Annotated in this window: 17 protein-coding genes; 10 read left to right on the top strand and 7 right to left on the bottom strand. The window is 33.1% G+C overall.

Features of this window, described 5'->3' with window-relative positions; all coding sequences use genetic code 11:
• Positions 1-5: 5 nt before the first annotated feature.
• A complete protein-coding gene (locus NSED_RS09640; protein WP_014966075.1) occupies positions 6-758 on the bottom strand; it encodes a phosphoglycerol geranylgeranyltransferase in 753 nt (250 codons plus the stop codon).
• A gap of 64 nt (positions 759-822) precedes the next feature.
• Between NSED_RS09640 and NSED_RS09645 the strand changes: the two genes are divergently transcribed.
• The 3 genes from NSED_RS09645 to NSED_RS09655 all read left to right on the top strand — a co-directional run bounded on the left by NSED_RS09645 (position 823) and on the right by NSED_RS09655 (position 2200).
• Positions 823-1185: a hypothetical protein gene (locus tag NSED_RS09645; protein WP_014966076.1), complete on the top strand. Its 363-nt coding sequence runs from the start codon at positions 823-825 to the stop codon at positions 1183-1185.
• A 127-nt stretch (positions 1186-1312) separates the two neighbouring features.
• Complete coding sequence (locus tag NSED_RS09650; protein ID WP_014966077.1) at positions 1313-1915, top strand: winged helix DNA-binding protein; 603 nt, start codon at positions 1313-1315, stop codon at positions 1913-1915.
• A 123-nt stretch (positions 1916-2038) separates the two neighbouring features.
• Positions 2039-2200 (top strand): AbrB/MazE/SpoVT family DNA-binding domain-containing protein, encoded by a 162-nt coding sequence (locus tag NSED_RS09655; RefSeq protein WP_014966078.1) that lies wholly within the window; start codon positions 2039-2041, stop codon positions 2198-2200.
• Between the two features lie 4 nt (positions 2201-2204).
• On the opposite strand, the gene NSED_RS09660 is transcribed toward NSED_RS09655, so the two are convergent.
• Positions 2205-2591 (bottom strand): hypothetical protein, encoded by a 387-nt coding sequence (locus tag NSED_RS09660; protein WP_014966079.1) that lies wholly within the window; start codon positions 2589-2591, stop codon positions 2205-2207.
• 494 nt (positions 2592-3085) lie between these two features.
• On the opposite strand from NSED_RS09660, the gene NSED_RS09665 reads away from it, so the two are divergent.
• A complete protein-coding gene (locus NSED_RS09665; RefSeq protein WP_014966080.1) occupies positions 3086-4288 on the top strand; it encodes a Cdc6/Cdc18 family protein in 1203 nt (400 codons plus the stop codon).
• On the opposite strand, the gene NSED_RS09670 is transcribed toward NSED_RS09665, so the two are convergent.
• A complete protein-coding gene (locus tag NSED_RS09670; protein ID WP_014966081.1) occupies positions 4265-5710 on the bottom strand; it encodes a DNA-directed DNA polymerase II small subunit in 1446 nt (481 codons plus the stop codon). The two genes, NSED_RS09665 and NSED_RS09670, sit on opposite strands and share 24 nt — an antisense overlap.
• A gap of 112 nt (positions 5711-5822) precedes the next feature.
• Between NSED_RS09670 and NSED_RS09675 the strand changes: the two genes are divergently transcribed.
• Positions 5823-6326, top strand: coding sequence for a hypothetical protein (locus NSED_RS09675; protein ID WP_014966082.1), 504 nt, complete (start codon positions 5823-5825; stop codon positions 6324-6326).
• Positions 6327-6410: 84 nt separating this feature from the next.
• Positions 6411-7304, top strand: a complete 894-nt coding sequence (locus tag NSED_RS09680; protein WP_014966083.1) for a cupredoxin domain-containing protein — start codon at positions 6411-6413, stop codon at positions 7302-7304.
• Here the strand turns inward: NSED_RS09680 and cbiE are convergent.
• Together cbiE and NSED_RS09690 are read right to left on the bottom strand one after the other, a co-directional pair.
• Positions 7301-8014: a precorrin-6y C5,15-methyltransferase (decarboxylating) subunit CbiE gene (gene cbiE / locus NSED_RS09685; protein ID WP_014966084.1), complete on the bottom strand. Its 714-nt coding sequence runs from the start codon at positions 8012-8014 to the stop codon at positions 7301-7303. The two genes, NSED_RS09680 and cbiE, sit on opposite strands and share 4 nt — an antisense overlap.
• A gap of 2 nt (positions 8015-8016) precedes the next feature.
• Positions 8017-8508, bottom strand: a complete 492-nt coding sequence (locus NSED_RS09690; RefSeq protein WP_014966085.1) for a hypothetical protein — start codon at positions 8506-8508, stop codon at positions 8017-8019.
• A 72-nt stretch (positions 8509-8580) separates the two neighbouring features.
• On the opposite strand from NSED_RS09690, the gene NSED_RS09695 reads away from it, so the two are divergent.
• On the top strand, positions 8581-10101 hold the full coding sequence (locus NSED_RS09695; RefSeq protein ID WP_014966086.1) for a peptidylprolyl isomerase: 1521 nt from the start codon (positions 8581-8583) through the stop codon (positions 10099-10101).
• Positions 10102-10123: 22 nt separating this feature from the next.
• Here the strand turns inward: NSED_RS09695 and NSED_RS09700 are convergent, their stop codons facing one another.
• Positions 10124-11482, bottom strand: a complete 1359-nt coding sequence (locus NSED_RS09700; protein WP_014966087.1) for an NAD(P)/FAD-dependent oxidoreductase — start codon at positions 11480-11482, stop codon at positions 10124-10126.
• A gap of 69 nt (positions 11483-11551) precedes the next feature.
• Positions 11552-12202 carry a hypothetical protein gene (locus NSED_RS09705; protein WP_014966088.1) on the bottom strand — a complete coding sequence of 217 codons (651 nt, stop codon included), beginning with the start codon at positions 12200-12202 and terminating at the stop codon, positions 11552-11554.
• A 118-nt stretch (positions 12203-12320) separates the two neighbouring features.
• On the opposite strand from NSED_RS09705, the gene hsp20 reads away from it, so the two are divergent.
• The 3 genes from hsp20 to NSED_RS09720 are packed head-to-tail and all read left to right on the top strand — an operon-like array spanning position 12321 to position 15233.
• Positions 12321-12821, top strand: coding sequence for an archaeal heat shock protein Hsp20 (hsp20, locus tag NSED_RS09710; RefSeq protein WP_014966089.1), 501 nt, complete (start codon positions 12321-12323; stop codon positions 12819-12821).
• A gap of 26 nt (positions 12822-12847) precedes the next feature.
• Complete coding sequence (locus NSED_RS09715; protein ID WP_014966090.1) at positions 12848-14980, top strand: CDC48 family AAA ATPase; 2133 nt, start codon at positions 12848-12850, stop codon at positions 14978-14980.
• 34 nt (positions 14981-15014) lie between these two features.
• Positions 15015-15233 carry a hypothetical protein gene (locus NSED_RS09720; protein WP_014966091.1) on the top strand — a complete coding sequence of 73 codons (219 nt, stop codon included), beginning with the start codon at positions 15015-15017 and terminating at the stop codon, positions 15231-15233.
• Positions 15234-15279: the final 46 nt, after the last annotated feature.

Consider the following 15279-nt stretch of genomic DNA (forward strand, 5'->3'; position numbering starts at 1 on the left):
CTTTACTACTTGCTTCTTTGAATTGCTTTTGCTATTTTTTCGAGTTTTTTGATACTTCCTCCTTTTTCAAGGAAGGTTCCAATCACTAGAGCATCTGCTCCTGCTTTAACTAGACTTTCAGCAGTTTTTTCATCTTTAATTCCTCCACCTACAATTAAAAATCCATTAAAGGCATGTCTAACTGTCTTTACCATTTCAGGAGTGACATTAGTCTTTGCGCCAGAACCTGCTTCAAGATATACAAATCTCATGCCAAGAAATTGAGCCGCAAGTGAATATGCAGCAGCAATTTTTGGTTTTTCAAATGGAATTCCTCTTGCTGAACCAACAAACCATGCTGATGTTCCATCTCCAATTACTAAATATGCAGTTGGAAGTGGTTCTAATCCAAATTTAAGTACACTTGGAGCTCCTAAAGCCTGTGCTTGGGTTATAAAATATGGATTTTCAGAATTCATTAATGAACTAAATAGGATTGCATCAGCATCTGGTACAACGCCAGTAACATTACCTGGAAATAGAATTATTGGAATTTTTAGGCCTTTTTTGATTCCTTTTACTACTTGAGCCATTTCAATTTGATCAGTTGCAGATGATCCTCCTACTAAAATTGCTGAAGCCCCAATCTTTTCAACATCTTTGGCAAGTTTGCTTGATGCCTCAAGATTGGATACTTCTGAGTCTATTAAGACGAACAATAATGCATTTTTCTTTTTTAATTCTGATTTTAGGAATGATTCTACCTTATCTCCAGCCATAAAGGGTGTCTGTAGATGTCTCTTTAAAGTTTAATTGGAATGCTGTATACAGATTTGTATAGCTATGGATGAATCTAAAGGATCTAATTTTAACAATATTATACGTAAAATTATCAAAAAATCACTATTTACAGAGCGACAAGTTGAAATTATTTTAAATCAAAAAGATCTTCTAGAATCGAGTTTTTCTATTAGTAAAGGTGCTTATTATAGGCAAGTTGGACAATCTAGGGATAAATTAATTGGATTATTCTATTCAATCATACTTTTCCGTGGTTTAGGCATACTTTTGCCTGATGATATAGATGTGATATCAAAGCTTTCTGAACAAATTAGTGTGATAAATGAGAGTGATATTTTTCCTGAAAGAGAAGACGAAGTGATGAGTGTGATAGACAGACTCATTCGTCAGGCATGTAATATGTGATGTTTGTGATTATCTAGATTAGCAATAAATGAAATTGTTTGTGATAACGAGTGTGAGTATGTTAATCTAAAGTGTGAAATAATATTGTTCTATCACGATAAATCACGATGTAGGCATAGATGTTGTGATGTTAGTAGAAATTCCCGAACCCGAAGTGATTTTAGGTGTGATTCTAGCATTTATTGTAGGAATTGTAGGTTTGTATGCATATTTCAAGATAAGTCCATTTGTGAGAATTAAGAGTGATGGGTTTGATGCTACACAGACTGAACGATTAGAATATTATGAAAGACAGTTAATAGATATGAAAATACGCCTAGATGCATTAGAAATTCAAGGCATTGAACAGAAAGTAGAGGATCCTAATCTTGAACTTAAACAATTTTTAGAGAAATTAGCAAAAAAAGAGGTTCAGGAGAGACCAGTTGAGGTTGTTAGTAAGTCTGAAATCACACCTGAGAAAGTAGTTTCTACGCCTAATATACCAAATATTACACCTGCGAATCCAATTGATTATGTGTTGCATCTAATCACAGACAAATCTATGACATCACGTGACATACAAATCACATTAAAGAAAAGTAGAGAACACACTTCACGCCTAATGAAAAAGTTGTTTGAGGAGGGATATGTACAAAGGAATACCGAATCAAAACCATATACTTATTCAATTACTGAGAAAGGAATGGCAAAAGTTGGACAGGTTGAAGTCAATCCAATCACAGAATAGAAAAATTTTAGAATTTTTTAACATAAATTTACAATGTTTTTCATAAAATTAGCCTTATTTTATAATGATTAAATAATTAAATAATTTATTAAATTATATATATTATTAAATTATAATAGGATTATGTCAGTTCAAGATAATGAAGTATTAGTAAAAATCACCTCGGCTGGAACAATTTCAATCCCAAAACAGTTTAGAAAATACATGGACATCCAAAAAGGTGAATATGTTAAAGTAATTCTTGGAAAAGATAGATTGTTGGTAAGAAAAGTCACTATTTCTTGATTAATTATTGTTGTTTTTGAGCCAGTTTGATAGTTTGATATGTCCATTCTCTACCTGTTCTAGTCCTATTTACCCTACCTTTTGAGGAAAATCTTGATAGATATGTAGAGATAACACTAAGTTTTACAGGCTCATTATATTCATCCTCATATTTTTCAAGAATGTTTGTGGAGGTAAATTTGCCCATTGGGAAGAATTTATCCACTATGTTCCAAATTTTAGAACCTACAGAATCCATGTTTGTTACCTCATGTTCTTCTTCAATATTCATCAAATCCATCATTTCAAATATTTTTAGAACTTTGTCCCTGGTTACATTACCCTCCAATTTGATGTCATAGCGTGCTCCATCAGAGTCTTCCATATCAATTCTAATCCTTTTTTTGGCCATCTTTGAGATCTAAAGGATCGAATGTTAACAGTTCAAATGATCCGCGAATATTTGTTAACTAAGTAGTTTGTTAACATTGACTGCCTAGCCTACGCCTAACCTATTTTTTGTTATTAACAACACATTATTAAAAAATCTATTAAATTAAGATATTTTCGTGACTGGAGTGGAAATAAAGGGGTTGATTTCATGATATTCACAGTGTTAACATCTATCTTAACGCCTGGAATGGAAATAAAGGGGTTAAAATGACCTTTTCAGGGTGTTTTTTAACATAAACTTAACAAAAATGTTAACTTATTTCTAATTTCATACTAAACCCACACACCAATATTTCCACTCTATCTTTTTCTTTAATTTTTTTTTAATAGGAAATCTAAAACTAACTAAAAATAATTAATTACAAACTAAACTACAATTATTATTCTATTCTATACTCTCTTAATTTAGATATGATTGTGTTAATGTTGAGAGGAAACAAAGGTGTGTGAGTGATGTCTGATCCAATAGATGATTTGTTAGATGCAGCAGAATCAGGAAAGTCAATAATAAAAAATCGAGACATTCTTCATTATTCATATATTCCAGATATTATCCTACATAGGAAATCTGAACAAGAACAAGTTACCCAATCATTATTACCAATTCTAAAAAAATCAAGACCTTCAAATCTTCTAGTATATGGAAAACCTGGTACTGGTAAAACATTAGTAGTAAAAAAAGTATTATCTAAAATCCAAGAGAGAGTAGAGAAATCCAACTTCCCAATCAAACTAATCTATTCTAATTCCAAAGAAGAGACAACTCTTTACGGGTTATTGGTCAGCCTAGGCAGGCAATTAGGCCTAAATGAGAAGGAATTACCCTCAAATGGACTAGCCATTAGCGTAGTGTTCAAAAGATTACTAACCAAAATTGATGAAGATAAACTAAATGCTATTTTCGTAATTGATGAAATTGATTATCTAGCCCAACTAGTGGCAAAAACAGGAAAAGACATTCTTTATCAACTCACTAGAGCAAATGAACGTCTAACCCAAGGCTCTCTAACTTTGGTAGGGATTTCAAACGATTTGACATTTAAAGAAAGATTAGATCCTAGAGTAATCAGTAGTTTAGGAGAAGAGGAGATTGTATTTACAAACTATAATGTTGAACAAATAAAAAAAATTCTTGAAGAAAGAATCCATGAATCATTTATCCCAAATTCTATAGAGGAACCGGCTCTAAATCTCATCGCCGCACTTGCTGGAGGAGAACATGGAGATGCTAGGCGAGCAATTGATTTACTTCGAGTAGCAGGAGAACTTGCTGAAAGACAACAATCAGACAAAGTCACCATTGAGCATGTCAGGGAAGCGTCTCAAAAAATGGAAGAAAATAAAGAGGAAAAATCCCTCAAATCATTCCCTCTTCACGAGAAACTAATTCTTATCGCAATAATGAAGGCAAATGGCTCTTCCACAGGTGAGATTTACTCATCCTACAAAAACCTCTGTAAAGCAGTTGGAAAAGATGAGCTGACTCAAAGAAGGATCACACAAATGCTTAGTGAAATTGAATTATCTGGAATTATCTCTGGAAGATTGATTCATCAAGGAATTCATGGCAGGACTAAAAAATACAAACTCACAATATCGTCTGAAATGATAAAAAAAACATTCAAAGATGATCTAAGTTTGCAAGACATTGTCTAAATTAGAACTGTAATTTTGATGAAAAACTTGGAAAGTTTTTAGATTTACCAAAATAGCGATTCCTGGATTTGGAGTCATTCCAACACTGGCCTGAAATGGTGTTTGTTTCTGCCATGAACCTGAATTTATCAACAAAATTCCTTTGTACATGTCCAACTGGGCTCTATGAACATGACCGACATGAAAAATATCTGGAATATCTTGAATAACCATAAGATCCTCCATTTCAGGTGCTATAGGTGTCTGGCTACCATAAATTGGGCTCAAATGTCTTGCTCTGAGCAGGTGTCTCATCACATCAGTAGGTCTATCATAACTTAGACCTGGTGTAGTCTTGACAATATCATCTATACTTTGTCCATGAAACATTGAAACTTTAACTCCATTTAATGAAACCACGGCAGGATTACCAACCATAAACACATTTTCTCTTTCCCACAAACCAGAATTGTATTTTTCAGGAATGGCTGGCTGTGGTAATGCTCTTCGTCCAGGATCATGGTTTCCGGGCATTATTATGATCTTTACATTTTTTGGGATTTTGTCAATCAAATCTTCTGCTTTTTTTAATTGTTCTTGGATTGTCTGGCAAACCAATTCTTTATTCTGATTTGGATATATCCCAACCCCATCTACCACATCACCTCCAATTAGAACAAATCGAATTTTCTTTGCAACAGGATCTGGACTTGAAATCCATGATACAAAATCTGAAAACTCTTCTTCCATGAAATATTTACTCCCTACATGCAAATCTGAGAGAAATACAGCATATGCTTCACTTTCTGACTTGTTTTTTGCCTGTTCTGGTATGTCAGGTAAAATTAGATCCTTTATTATGTATCCTGAATTTTTAGCCGAACCTATTCTGGCCATTACAAATTGATCTAACAGCAAAGTCCCTGCAGTTTTTTGCAATTCCTCATCAAAAATAATACCCTCAAATGAGCCTGATGGATCTTCAAGGACTATTTTTGTGATATTTCTCTCAGAATTTCTAACTGAAACGAGCCCACACACATACAAATCATCTTCAATTTTTGTATTTTTTAAGGACGCAGCAGATTTGAGCATTTTTGATTCTGGTCTGTCTGAGATGATCCGTTTAAGCTTGTTAAAACGACTTGAAAATAATGCATTATACCCCTTTACTCCCTCTCCAGAAGTTATCTTATTTGTCGGATCTGAGATTATTTTAATTTCATTTTGTAATGATAAATCATCTTTTATTCCAAGATATGTTTCCAAATCATCCTGGTTAATTTGAAATAATTTCTGTCTAGTTTTCTCTCTAACTATTTCTTTTATTATCTTCTCTAATTTTTTTACATCAACATCTTCTAAAATTTTGAAGGCATCAGGATGAATCTGAAATCCCTTATTCAATGCATAGTTTAATGCAAGAGTAAGTTCCTTTTTCATATCAAAAAATACAATTTGGTTTAATTAAATCTGCGCCTACACCAACCCTCAAATATTGTTCGTGGGATATGGCTGTGTGAATAAACTTAGAATAATCTCATTCTTTGTATTTATGGGACTTTTTGCAACCTTGTTTCAAATTGGTTCATTATCTACTGTAACTGAAGAGGAGGCAGATGCCTTTATGGCAGAATTTGAAAAACTTGTTTTAGACATTGATGCATTTGGAATATTTACACATAACTTGACAATTGCTCTTCCAATGTTTATCCCAGGATTTGGCGTTGTATGGGGGCTCTTTTCTTCTTGGTCTACAGGATTTGCCTTTGCCTCAATAGCTTTTACTGCACCAGAAATTGGTGAAATCCCCCCACTTTCAATTCTTTTCTTTTCTCCATTTGGATTGATGGAACTGGTTGCATATTCATTTGGAATATCTAGAAGTTTTATTTTGATCAGGGCAATTATCAAAAAATTTGATTTGATTCCATTTATCAAACCAACATTGATTGAAATTGGGATTGTTACAGGTCTTCTTTTAGCAGGAGGTTATCTTGAATTTTACATGATAGAAATTGCTCAAAAAGAAGGTTTGATCGACATGCCTGGATTCTAATTTTTTAATTACCCATTGATTTGCCTAATCAGTCTAAAATAATTTAGTAGTAAATTATAAACCAAATTAGATGAGAATTTAATCATGAAGGCAGCCATTTCATTATTAGCTTTACTTGTAGTTTCATCTGGATATTTTGTAAATGAATCATTTGCTGAGATTTCTGAAAATCAGCCATTTCTTTTAGAGGGGTCAGGTTTTGCAGTAACTGAGGAAGTAATTAGGATATCTGAAATTGATCTAGCCTTATCTTCTCAAAATCAACGTGGAAGTACAGTTAACTTTCTTACAGAAGATGGTTTTATCACATTAGATGATAAAGAATTTGTAATTTCCAATTTACAAGGAAAATTTTTGCGTGAAGGCAACTATATCAGACTAAATGGAGCAATTGAAAGTCCAAGTGGATTTGATGCATCAATAAGCCTTTTTGGAAGATTAGTTGATGAAAGTAAAGATGCATCAGTTTATGGTTTTACAGGTAGAATTACCACATCAGATAATACGTACAAAATAATTTACGTTACTAAATTATCTACTTTATCAAAAATTAGTCAAATTCCTACAGAATCAAAAGAACAAAATCTAACTATTCATATTTTCAAAGGTGCATCTGCCCAAGGAGTCGATAAAACTATTCCGGGCAATACTGCTGCTAGCAATCTTCGATTCTTTTCTATTGATAGACTTTCAGTACATCCTGGCACTGTCATCAATATAGTAAATGATGATATTACAAATCATAGTATCATTAGTGGAAAAGAAAATTATGGTGATAGATATGTCCCATTTACACCTGATGGAAGGATTTCTACTGGTCCAATTGCACCAGGGGAATCTGCTACTATTACATTTGATGGTTTAGGAATTTACAAACTATACGATCCTGATTATAATTATATGAGAATTGAAGTGGCAAGTTTTCCTGATATAGTTAGAGATACATTTGGTACTACCACAAACCAACAGAGAAATTAGTTTTCCCACTGCCATCTGTAATTCATGTATGAATCAAGATTTACTTGATTGAACACCATTACAGATAAATCAGAAAATTCCTTTCCTTCCAAATCTTTCACTGTTCCCTCAAAACATGTCTCATTTTCAGTAGTTATTGCCTCGAAAACATGAACTTTCATTTTATCAGTCTCAAAATTATGTTTTCTAAGATAAATCGCTATTTCAGAAGGCATGAAATGCTTGTCTGGTTGTTTTGGCCAAGGTCTTGGAACTAAAACTACACTAAAACCATCAATCAATGCTTTTTGTAACTCTAATTTTTTGTCTTCTATAGGAGTAGTTACATGCATTGTAATTACTTTAGATTTATCAAGAGGAACCTTTGCTCTTGATGCTGCAACTTGAATTGAACTAATACCTGGAACAATCTCAACTTCTCCAAAAATTTCTATCAACCTATCAACAACTTCTGATTCTGAAAAATTAACATCTCCAGTAAATGGAATAACTAATGTTCTCTCTCCAAGTTCTGGAAGTATTTTTTGATAAGAAGCCTCTTGATCATTCATAGTAATTTCATACACTTCTTTTCCTGCAATCAAATCTTCTATTGTTTTTAATGTGTATTTGTAACCAATAACAACGTCACAATTCTGAATTATTTCCTTAACAATTTCTGTCACATATTTTGGAGAACCAGGTCCAACACCCACAGCATAAACTTTCAATTTTATTTTGTAAATTTCTGCCTGTCTTTAATATATTGCACAAAAGGCTTCCAATCCACTTTCATGTATTTTGTAGGCTCTTTTACAGGATATTTTACCCAGTCTTGGGCTATTGAATACTGAAATTTCTCCTCTTTACCATCTTTATGATACTCTAATTGTAACGAACTTCCCCAATCTTTTTCTGTAAAACTAATACTGGAAATATCATCAAAACTTAACTCTATATTTCTGTCATCCTCACAATCATTCATCAAATCTTCTTCATTATATCCATCATGACGAATCATTGTGTTTTTTGATTTAATGAAATTAATTACTTGTCTTTGTGTAATTGCTTTCCACCAATTCATCTTGGATTCTGTCTTATGAATAAACATCAAATGTTTGTCAGTTAATACTAACATGCCTTCTTTACCACCAATTGAAAAGAACTTTTTTCCTTCTCTCCATACTGATACTAAATGTGCCTGAATCTTTTCTTCAGGTTCCATATCGATGATTTATTTGACTTTGTTAAAAATCAATACAATTAGCTTTTAAGTGAGCTTTCATGGGAAAAATTATTGAATAAAATCTTCCTTATTTTCTCCTTATCAATAATTTTAGTAAGCTTTGGAAATTATGTATTTGCTCAAACTGATGATCAATTAACAGTATTGGAAACCAATCTTGGAACAATTATAATAGAATTTTTCCCAGATGATGCACCAAAACATGTTGAGAATTTTATCGGATTGGTTGAATCTGGATTTTATGATGGAGTAATATTTCATCGAATCATTCCAGGATTTATGATTCAAGGTGGAGATCCAAACACTATCGATGGTGATCCAAGTACTTGGGGAACTGGAGGTCCTTCTACAAGTGTAGATGCTGAATTTAATACAATCAAACATAATCGAGGAATTGTTTCAATGGCAAGATCAGCTGATCCTAACAGTGGTGGCTCACAATTTTTTATTGTTCATGCTGATTCAAATTTCCTTGATGAGCAATACACCGTATTTGGTAGACTTGTAACTGAAGAAAGTTTTGAAACATTAGACAAAATCGCTGCAGTTCAAACAAAACCTAATGATCAACCAGTAAATTCTGCAGAAGTTACTATTACCAAAGCATATGTTGTTAGTCGCTCTGAAATTTCAAATCTTTTGGATTTAGAAGAACCTGAACGTACAGAATCTACAATCACACCTTCTACTGGTAATCAAAAATATGAAAGCACTGAACATGAAATAGGATTTAGTGTACCTGAAGGCTGGCTATTACAAACTCCAGAAAAAACACAATCAAATTCTCCTGATGTTGTAGCAGTTGGACCAAAAATCGGAGCTATAAATCCTGTGATTTCATTAACAGTAGAAGAAACTAATCAAAGAACTTTGGATGATCTGATTATGAATAAAACTGAAACAATTAAACGAGTTGTAGAGGCAGGCAACCTGAATATAATCTCAGAAGAAAAAGTTTCTATTAATGGAAATCAAGCTTATGTGATAAATGCAGTAGGCACATTCTTTTCAAATAATGAAAGCTTTGATGTTAAATTTAGAGAAATTATGATTTATGATACAGAAAAAGTTTACACATTCGCATACAGCAATGGGGTAAATGAATTTGATTCGCAACTTCCAAGATTTGAAGAAACAATTGATTCTTTTGAAATATTATCACAAAATTCTTTAGATGATGATTCAACAAATAAAGAAGGAGGAGGTTGTCTGATAGCAACTGCAACATATGGCTCAGAACTAGCTCCTCAAGTACAACAACTACGAGAACTAAGAGATAACAAACTATTACAAACAGAATCAGGAACTTTATTCATCAATTCATTTAACGAATTTTATTATTCATTTAGTCCACATATCGCAGATTACGAACGAGAAAACCCAATATTCAAGGATGCAGTAAAGATTACTCTTACACCACTCCTCACATCACTTTCAGTTCTTAATCATGTGAATATGGATTCAGAAGAATCAGTGTTAGGATATGGTATTAGTCTCATTTTACTTAATGTTGGAATGTATTTTGTAGCTCCTGCAATCATAATTATAGGAATTAAAAAACAATTAGCATAGTACAAAATATTGTAAATTCAATTTACCAAACATCATCTACTTCATCGAGTAACTTGTATTCTTTCTCAGTTTCACGCTTCATTAGTTTTAGTCTAGAGATATCTCTATCAAAGAATAAATCTATTGTCCAATCAAGAAATACACGAATTTTTTTATCAAAAGTTGTGATTTTTGAAAGGTAAACATTTCTCCAAATTAACCACGCCCAAAATCCTGAGATATTCATTCCCAAAAATGTGGCAATTCCTGATCTTTTTCCAATTATTGCCATTTGGCCTTTGGAATGATAAACAAATTTTTCTTTTTTAGAATTTCTAATTAGAGAAATTAAATTTTTAGCTGCAATCTTTGCTTGTGCTTCTGCAATTTGAGCAGTTGGAGGTAATGGTCTTTGTGTTTTAGGATCTAGATGTAATGCACAATCCCCAATAGCAAATACTCCAGGAAATTCTAAAACCTCCAAATAATCATTTACTATAACTTTTCCTTTTTCTGTTTTGAACATAGATCTCTTAATTGTATTAACTGGAGTTACACCTGCAGTCCAAATCAAAGTCTTTGTGACTATTGAATCAATTTCAGATGTATCGATTGAATCTTTTAGATTTTCATCTAATGATTTGGTAGTAACTTCATTTCCATCAAAACTAGTAACAGCTGTTTTCAATCTAATGTCGATCCCTCTCTCTATCATCTTATCTCTAGCAAAGTCAGCTAATTTCTGATTGAATCCAGGTAAAATCATACCTAAAGCTTCTAACACAATTACTTTGAGATCTTCTTTGTGAATTGTAGGATAGTGTTTTCTTGCATCCAAAAGAAGATCCATTAATTCTCCTGCAGTTTCAATTCCTGCAAATCCTCCTCCCACAACAACAAAATTCAAAAAACTTTTTCGAAGTATTGGATTCGTTTCATTTTCTGCTTGTTCTAGCATATCGATTACTCTATTTCTTAACATTACAGCATCATTGAGCGTCTTCATAGTGTAAGCATTTTTTTCAACATCGGCCATTCCAAAAAAGTTTGTTTCACTGCCCAGTGCAATAACTAAAAAATCATAATGTATTGAAATACTTCTTTTATCTCCAGTTCCCCAAATTGTTACAAGTTTTCCATAAGGATCAATATTTTTGATTCTTCCTTCATAGAATTTTGTTTTCTTACAAACAGTTCTAATCGGCAAAACAATATGTCTGGTTTCAATCATTCCAGAGGCTACCTGCGGCAGCATCGGTGTAAATAATAGAAAATTATCTTCACTTATCATTACTAGCTCAATTTCTGGATTATTTCCAAATTCTGATTCTAACTGTCTGGCACATTCTACCCCTGCAAAACCTCCTCCTAAAATCACAATTTTTTTCTTATTTCTTGCCAATTGTGCCTTTTTCACAAATTGGGTGAATATATGCTATAAGAATAATTTTCATTAAATTTGCTTTTATGCTCAGGTTCTCATAATATCTGAATGTAAAATATCATAAGCTCTGGATGAATCCCTCTCATTTAGAATAATTGTGATATTATCCTGACTAAAAAATGCATTAACTAATTCTACTCCATTAGCATGCAAAACTTCAGCAACATAGGATACTACATCTGATTTATTGTGAGAGTTAGGGATGGAAATTTTGATTTTTGCAAGGCCAGTACTAAACATATTCTCATTTTCTGGCAGATTGCTGAAAATCTGTCTAATATCATCCATATCTTCAGCTAAAAACCTAAACGAATCAGACATTCTGAAAAAATCATAATTATTGGTTATCTTGGAGAATTTATCTAAAATTGCCATAGGATCTACCTCGTTTGAATCCTTTACTGAAAATTTTATATCCATTATACCGTCGGTTAAAGCCAATCGTGCATTTTTCAAAATTGATTCTTCCTTGACTTCGTCTTTAATCTCAAATGAATCCGCATATCTTTTGATTGCAACAACTACAGTATTGAGATTAACGGAATTTCCTAGAATTTTCTCAATCTCTGGTTGAATTTTAACTGCTAGAGCTGTATAATTAATCAAATCCATCTTCATACAATCATAAATTGATCGATTTCTAGTAATGATCTCTCTGACGACTTCAGGAATGGACATATTTACAGATCTCACTAAGATTATTATTTATGTCAATTATAATAGGATTATGTAAGAAATCAAAGAAATATCAATAATCTTTATATAATGTCATATACATTACATACTATAGGTGAATATGACAATGTTCTTTGATAGTGAATTTGATAGAATCTTCAAAAGAATGTCAAACTCTTTTTTCGATATAGATGACATTTTTGAAGAATTCAAGGGAAATGGTTCTGGATCTGGTCCATATTTTTATGGTTATACAATGACCGTTGGTCCTGATGGAAAACCTGTTGTAAAGGAGTATGGAAATGTCAAACCTGGTCTTTTGCCAACTTCTGATACACGAGAACCAATAGTTGACACAATTGTCGACGAAAAAGAAAAAGTAGTAAAACTCATAGCTGAGATGCCTGGAGTTGAAAAGTCTGATGTCAAAATTGTTGTTGAAAACAAGATAGTTGATCTTTCAGCAGAACATGGTGATAAAAAATATCACGTAAAAGTTCCTGTACAACAAAAAGTTGATGAAAACTCTGCAAAAGCTTCTTACAAAAATGGAGTTTTACAAATCTCCTTCAAGTTAATTGAAGAAGAAAAACCAAAAGGTAAAACGGTGGAGGTTGAATAAACCCCCCTAATTTTTGAGGTAATGATATGAGTGAAATAATTTTAAAAATTGAAGAGAGTCCACAACAACATGTTGGAAGAGGTAGAGCTATAGTTGATCCTAAAATTATTGAGGATCAAAAATGGAATACTGGACAAATATTAGAACTAACATATAACAAAAAAACACATGTAAAACTTTGGCCAGGTGCCCCTGAAGACTATGGTTCAGGTATTATCAAAATAGATGGAATGACAAGGCAAAATATTGGAGCTGGAATTGGTGATAGAATTTCACTAAAATCAGTAGAAGCAGTAAATGCTGAACAAATTGTTTTGTCTCCAACTGAAAAGATTGCTGCAGAAGGATTACAAGAATATATGATTTACAATTATCTTAATCATGTATTTACAACAGGAGATTCAGTATCTCTTAACACACAGATGGGTGGTAGAGTTCAATTTGTTGTTACAAGCACTAAACCATCAAAACCTGTTTTAGTAACAGAAAATACAATATTCAAACTTGGATCAATGACCAAAGCAGTTGATTCATCTGTGCCAAGAATAACATATGATGAACTTGGTGGCTTGAAAAACGAAGTTCAAAAAATTCGTGAAATGGTAGAGTTACCAATGCGACATCCAGAATTATTTGATAAAATAGGCGTTGAAGCACCAAAAGGCGTACTTTTGTACGGTCCTCCAGGAACTGGTAAGACATTACTAGCAAAAGCAGTAGCTGGAGAAACAAATGCTCACTTTATCTCGTTGAGTGGTCCTGAAATAATGGGTAAACATTATGGAGAAAGTGAAGAGAGAATTCGAGAAATCTTCACTCAGGCTGAAGAAAATGCTCCTAGCATAATTTTCATCGATGAGATTGATTCGATTGCTCCAAAAAGAGATGAAGTTTCTGGTGAACTAGAGAAACGAATTGTTTCACAATTACTAACACTGATGGACGGTATGAAATCCAGAGGCAAAGTTGTAGTAATTGCTGCAACAAACAGACCTGATTCAATTGATCCTGCACTTAGAAGACCAGGCAGATTTGATAGAGAAATTGAGATTGGAATTCCTGATGATGAAGGAAGATTCGACATTCTTTCAATTCATACACGTGGTATGCCAATAGATGATAAAGTAGATCTAAAACAAATCTCAAAAACTACACATGGATTTGTAGGAGCTGATTTGGAAGTGTTATCTAAAGAAGCTGCAATGAGATCTCTTCGTAGAATTCTTCCTGAAATTGATCTTGATGAAGAAAAGATTTCGTCAGAGATCCTTCAAAAGATCCAAATTACCAGTAATGACTTTAGAGATGCACTAAAAGAAGTTAGACCAAGTGCACTTAGAGAAGTTCAAGTCCAAATCCCAAATGTAAGTTGGGATGATGTGGGTGGTTTAGATGAACTAAAGGAAGAACTCAAAGAGGCTGTTGAATGGCCAATAAAATACAAGGATGCATATGATTTTGTAGATGTGGAATCACCAAAAGGAATTCTACTTCATGGTCCTCCAGGAACTGGTAAGACACTGATAGCAAAAGCTCTTGCAAAAATGACAGAGTCTAATTTTATTAGTATCAAGGGTCCTGAATTACTCTCAAAATGGGTTGGTGAATCTGAAAAAGGAGTCAGAGAAATATTCAGAAAAGCACGACAAGCAGCACCGTGTATCATATTCTTAGATGAAGTTGATGCACTTGTCCCAAGAAGAGGAAGTGGTTCTGATTCACATGTGACAGAAAACGTGGTATCTCAAATCCTAACAGAAATTGATGGATTAGAAGAGCTACACAATGTGTTGATTATAGGTGCAACAAACCGATTAGACATTGTTGATGAAGCTCTTCTCAGACCAGGCAGATTTGATAGAATCATCAAAGTTCCAAATCCTGATGAAAAAGGAAGACAACATATCTTTGAGATTCATACAAAGAAAAAGCCCCTTGCAAGTGATGTAAAAATCTCAGAAATTGTAAAGTTGACTGATGATTTTAGTGGTGCTGAAATTGCAGCAGTCACAAACAGAGCAGCTATTACAGCTTTGAAGAGATATGTCACTACAAAGTCAAAGAATGTCAAGGAGATCAAAATTACCCAACAGGATCTGATTGACGCTGTGGATAAGGTAAGGCCTAAAAAGAAAGAGGCCCCCATACCTAATCCATAAAATAGTCTAAATACTAAGAAAATGTGAAAAAATCATGAAACTCTATCTTGACTTTGAACCATGCAAAGAATGTAACACAATGATGACTGAGTTGAGCAGCCCTGAAATGTTGTTTGCTGATGACAAAACTAGAGCAGATGAATCGGCAAAGTTTCTCAGACATTTAACATACAATCACAACGAAGTAGTTCAAGCTGTTATGGAAGATCTGCCAAAACAAAAAAGAGATCAAGAACCTGATTTCTACAAATAATCCTTTTTCATTCTTAGAAATTAGTAATCATATTCATATACAAAAC

It is taken from the genome of Candidatus Nitrosopumilus sediminis (assembly GCF_000299395.1).
Classification (GTDB): domain Archaea; phylum Thermoproteota; class Nitrososphaeria; order Nitrososphaerales; family Nitrosopumilaceae; genus Nitrosopumilus; species Nitrosopumilus sediminis.

Excerpts from the sequence above, each read along its gene's own strand:
- NSED_RS09715 (WP_014966090.1), top strand. The coding sequence starts at position 12,848 with ATGAGTGAAATAATTTTAAAAATTGAAGAGAGTCCACAACAACATGTT.
- NSED_RS09705 (WP_014966088.1), bottom strand. The coding sequence starts at position 12,202 with ATGTCCATTCCTGAAGTCGTCAGAGAGATCATTACTAGAAATCGATCA.
- NSED_RS09650 (WP_014966077.1), top strand. The coding sequence starts at position 1,313 with ATGTTAGTAGAAATTCCCGAACCCGAAGTGATTTTAGGTGTGATTCTA.
- NSED_RS09645 (WP_014966076.1), top strand. The coding sequence starts at position 823 with ATGGATGAATCTAAAGGATCTAATTTTAACAATATTATACGTAAAATT.
- NSED_RS09655 (WP_014966078.1), top strand. The coding sequence starts at position 2,039 with ATGTCAGTTCAAGATAATGAAGTATTAGTAAAAATCACCTCGGCTGGA.
- NSED_RS09670 (WP_014966081.1), bottom strand. The coding sequence starts at position 5,710 with ATGAAAAAGGAACTTACTCTTGCATTAAACTATGCATTGAATAAGGGA.
- NSED_RS09675 (WP_014966082.1), top strand. The coding sequence starts at position 5,823 with ATGGGACTTTTTGCAACCTTGTTTCAAATTGGTTCATTATCTACTGTA.
- NSED_RS09640 (WP_014966075.1), bottom strand. The coding sequence starts at position 758 with ATGGCTGGAGATAAGGTAGAATCATTCCTAAAATCAGAATTAAAAAAG.
- NSED_RS09720 (WP_014966091.1), top strand. The coding sequence starts at position 15,015 with ATGAAACTCTATCTTGACTTTGAACCATGCAAAGAATGTAACACAATG.
- hsp20 (WP_014966089.1), top strand. The coding sequence starts at position 12,321 with ATGACAATGTTCTTTGATAGTGAATTTGATAGAATCTTCAAAAGAATG.
- NSED_RS09680 (WP_014966083.1), top strand. The coding sequence starts at position 6,411 with ATGAAGGCAGCCATTTCATTATTAGCTTTACTTGTAGTTTCATCTGGA.
- NSED_RS09690 (WP_014966085.1), bottom strand. The coding sequence starts at position 8,508 with ATGGAACCTGAAGAAAAGATTCAGGCACATTTAGTATCAGTATGGAGA.
- NSED_RS09665 (WP_014966080.1), top strand. The coding sequence starts at position 3,086 with ATGTCTGATCCAATAGATGATTTGTTAGATGCAGCAGAATCAGGAAAG.
- NSED_RS09660 (WP_014966079.1), bottom strand. The coding sequence starts at position 2,591 with ATGGCCAAAAAAAGGATTAGAATTGATATGGAAGACTCTGATGGAGCA.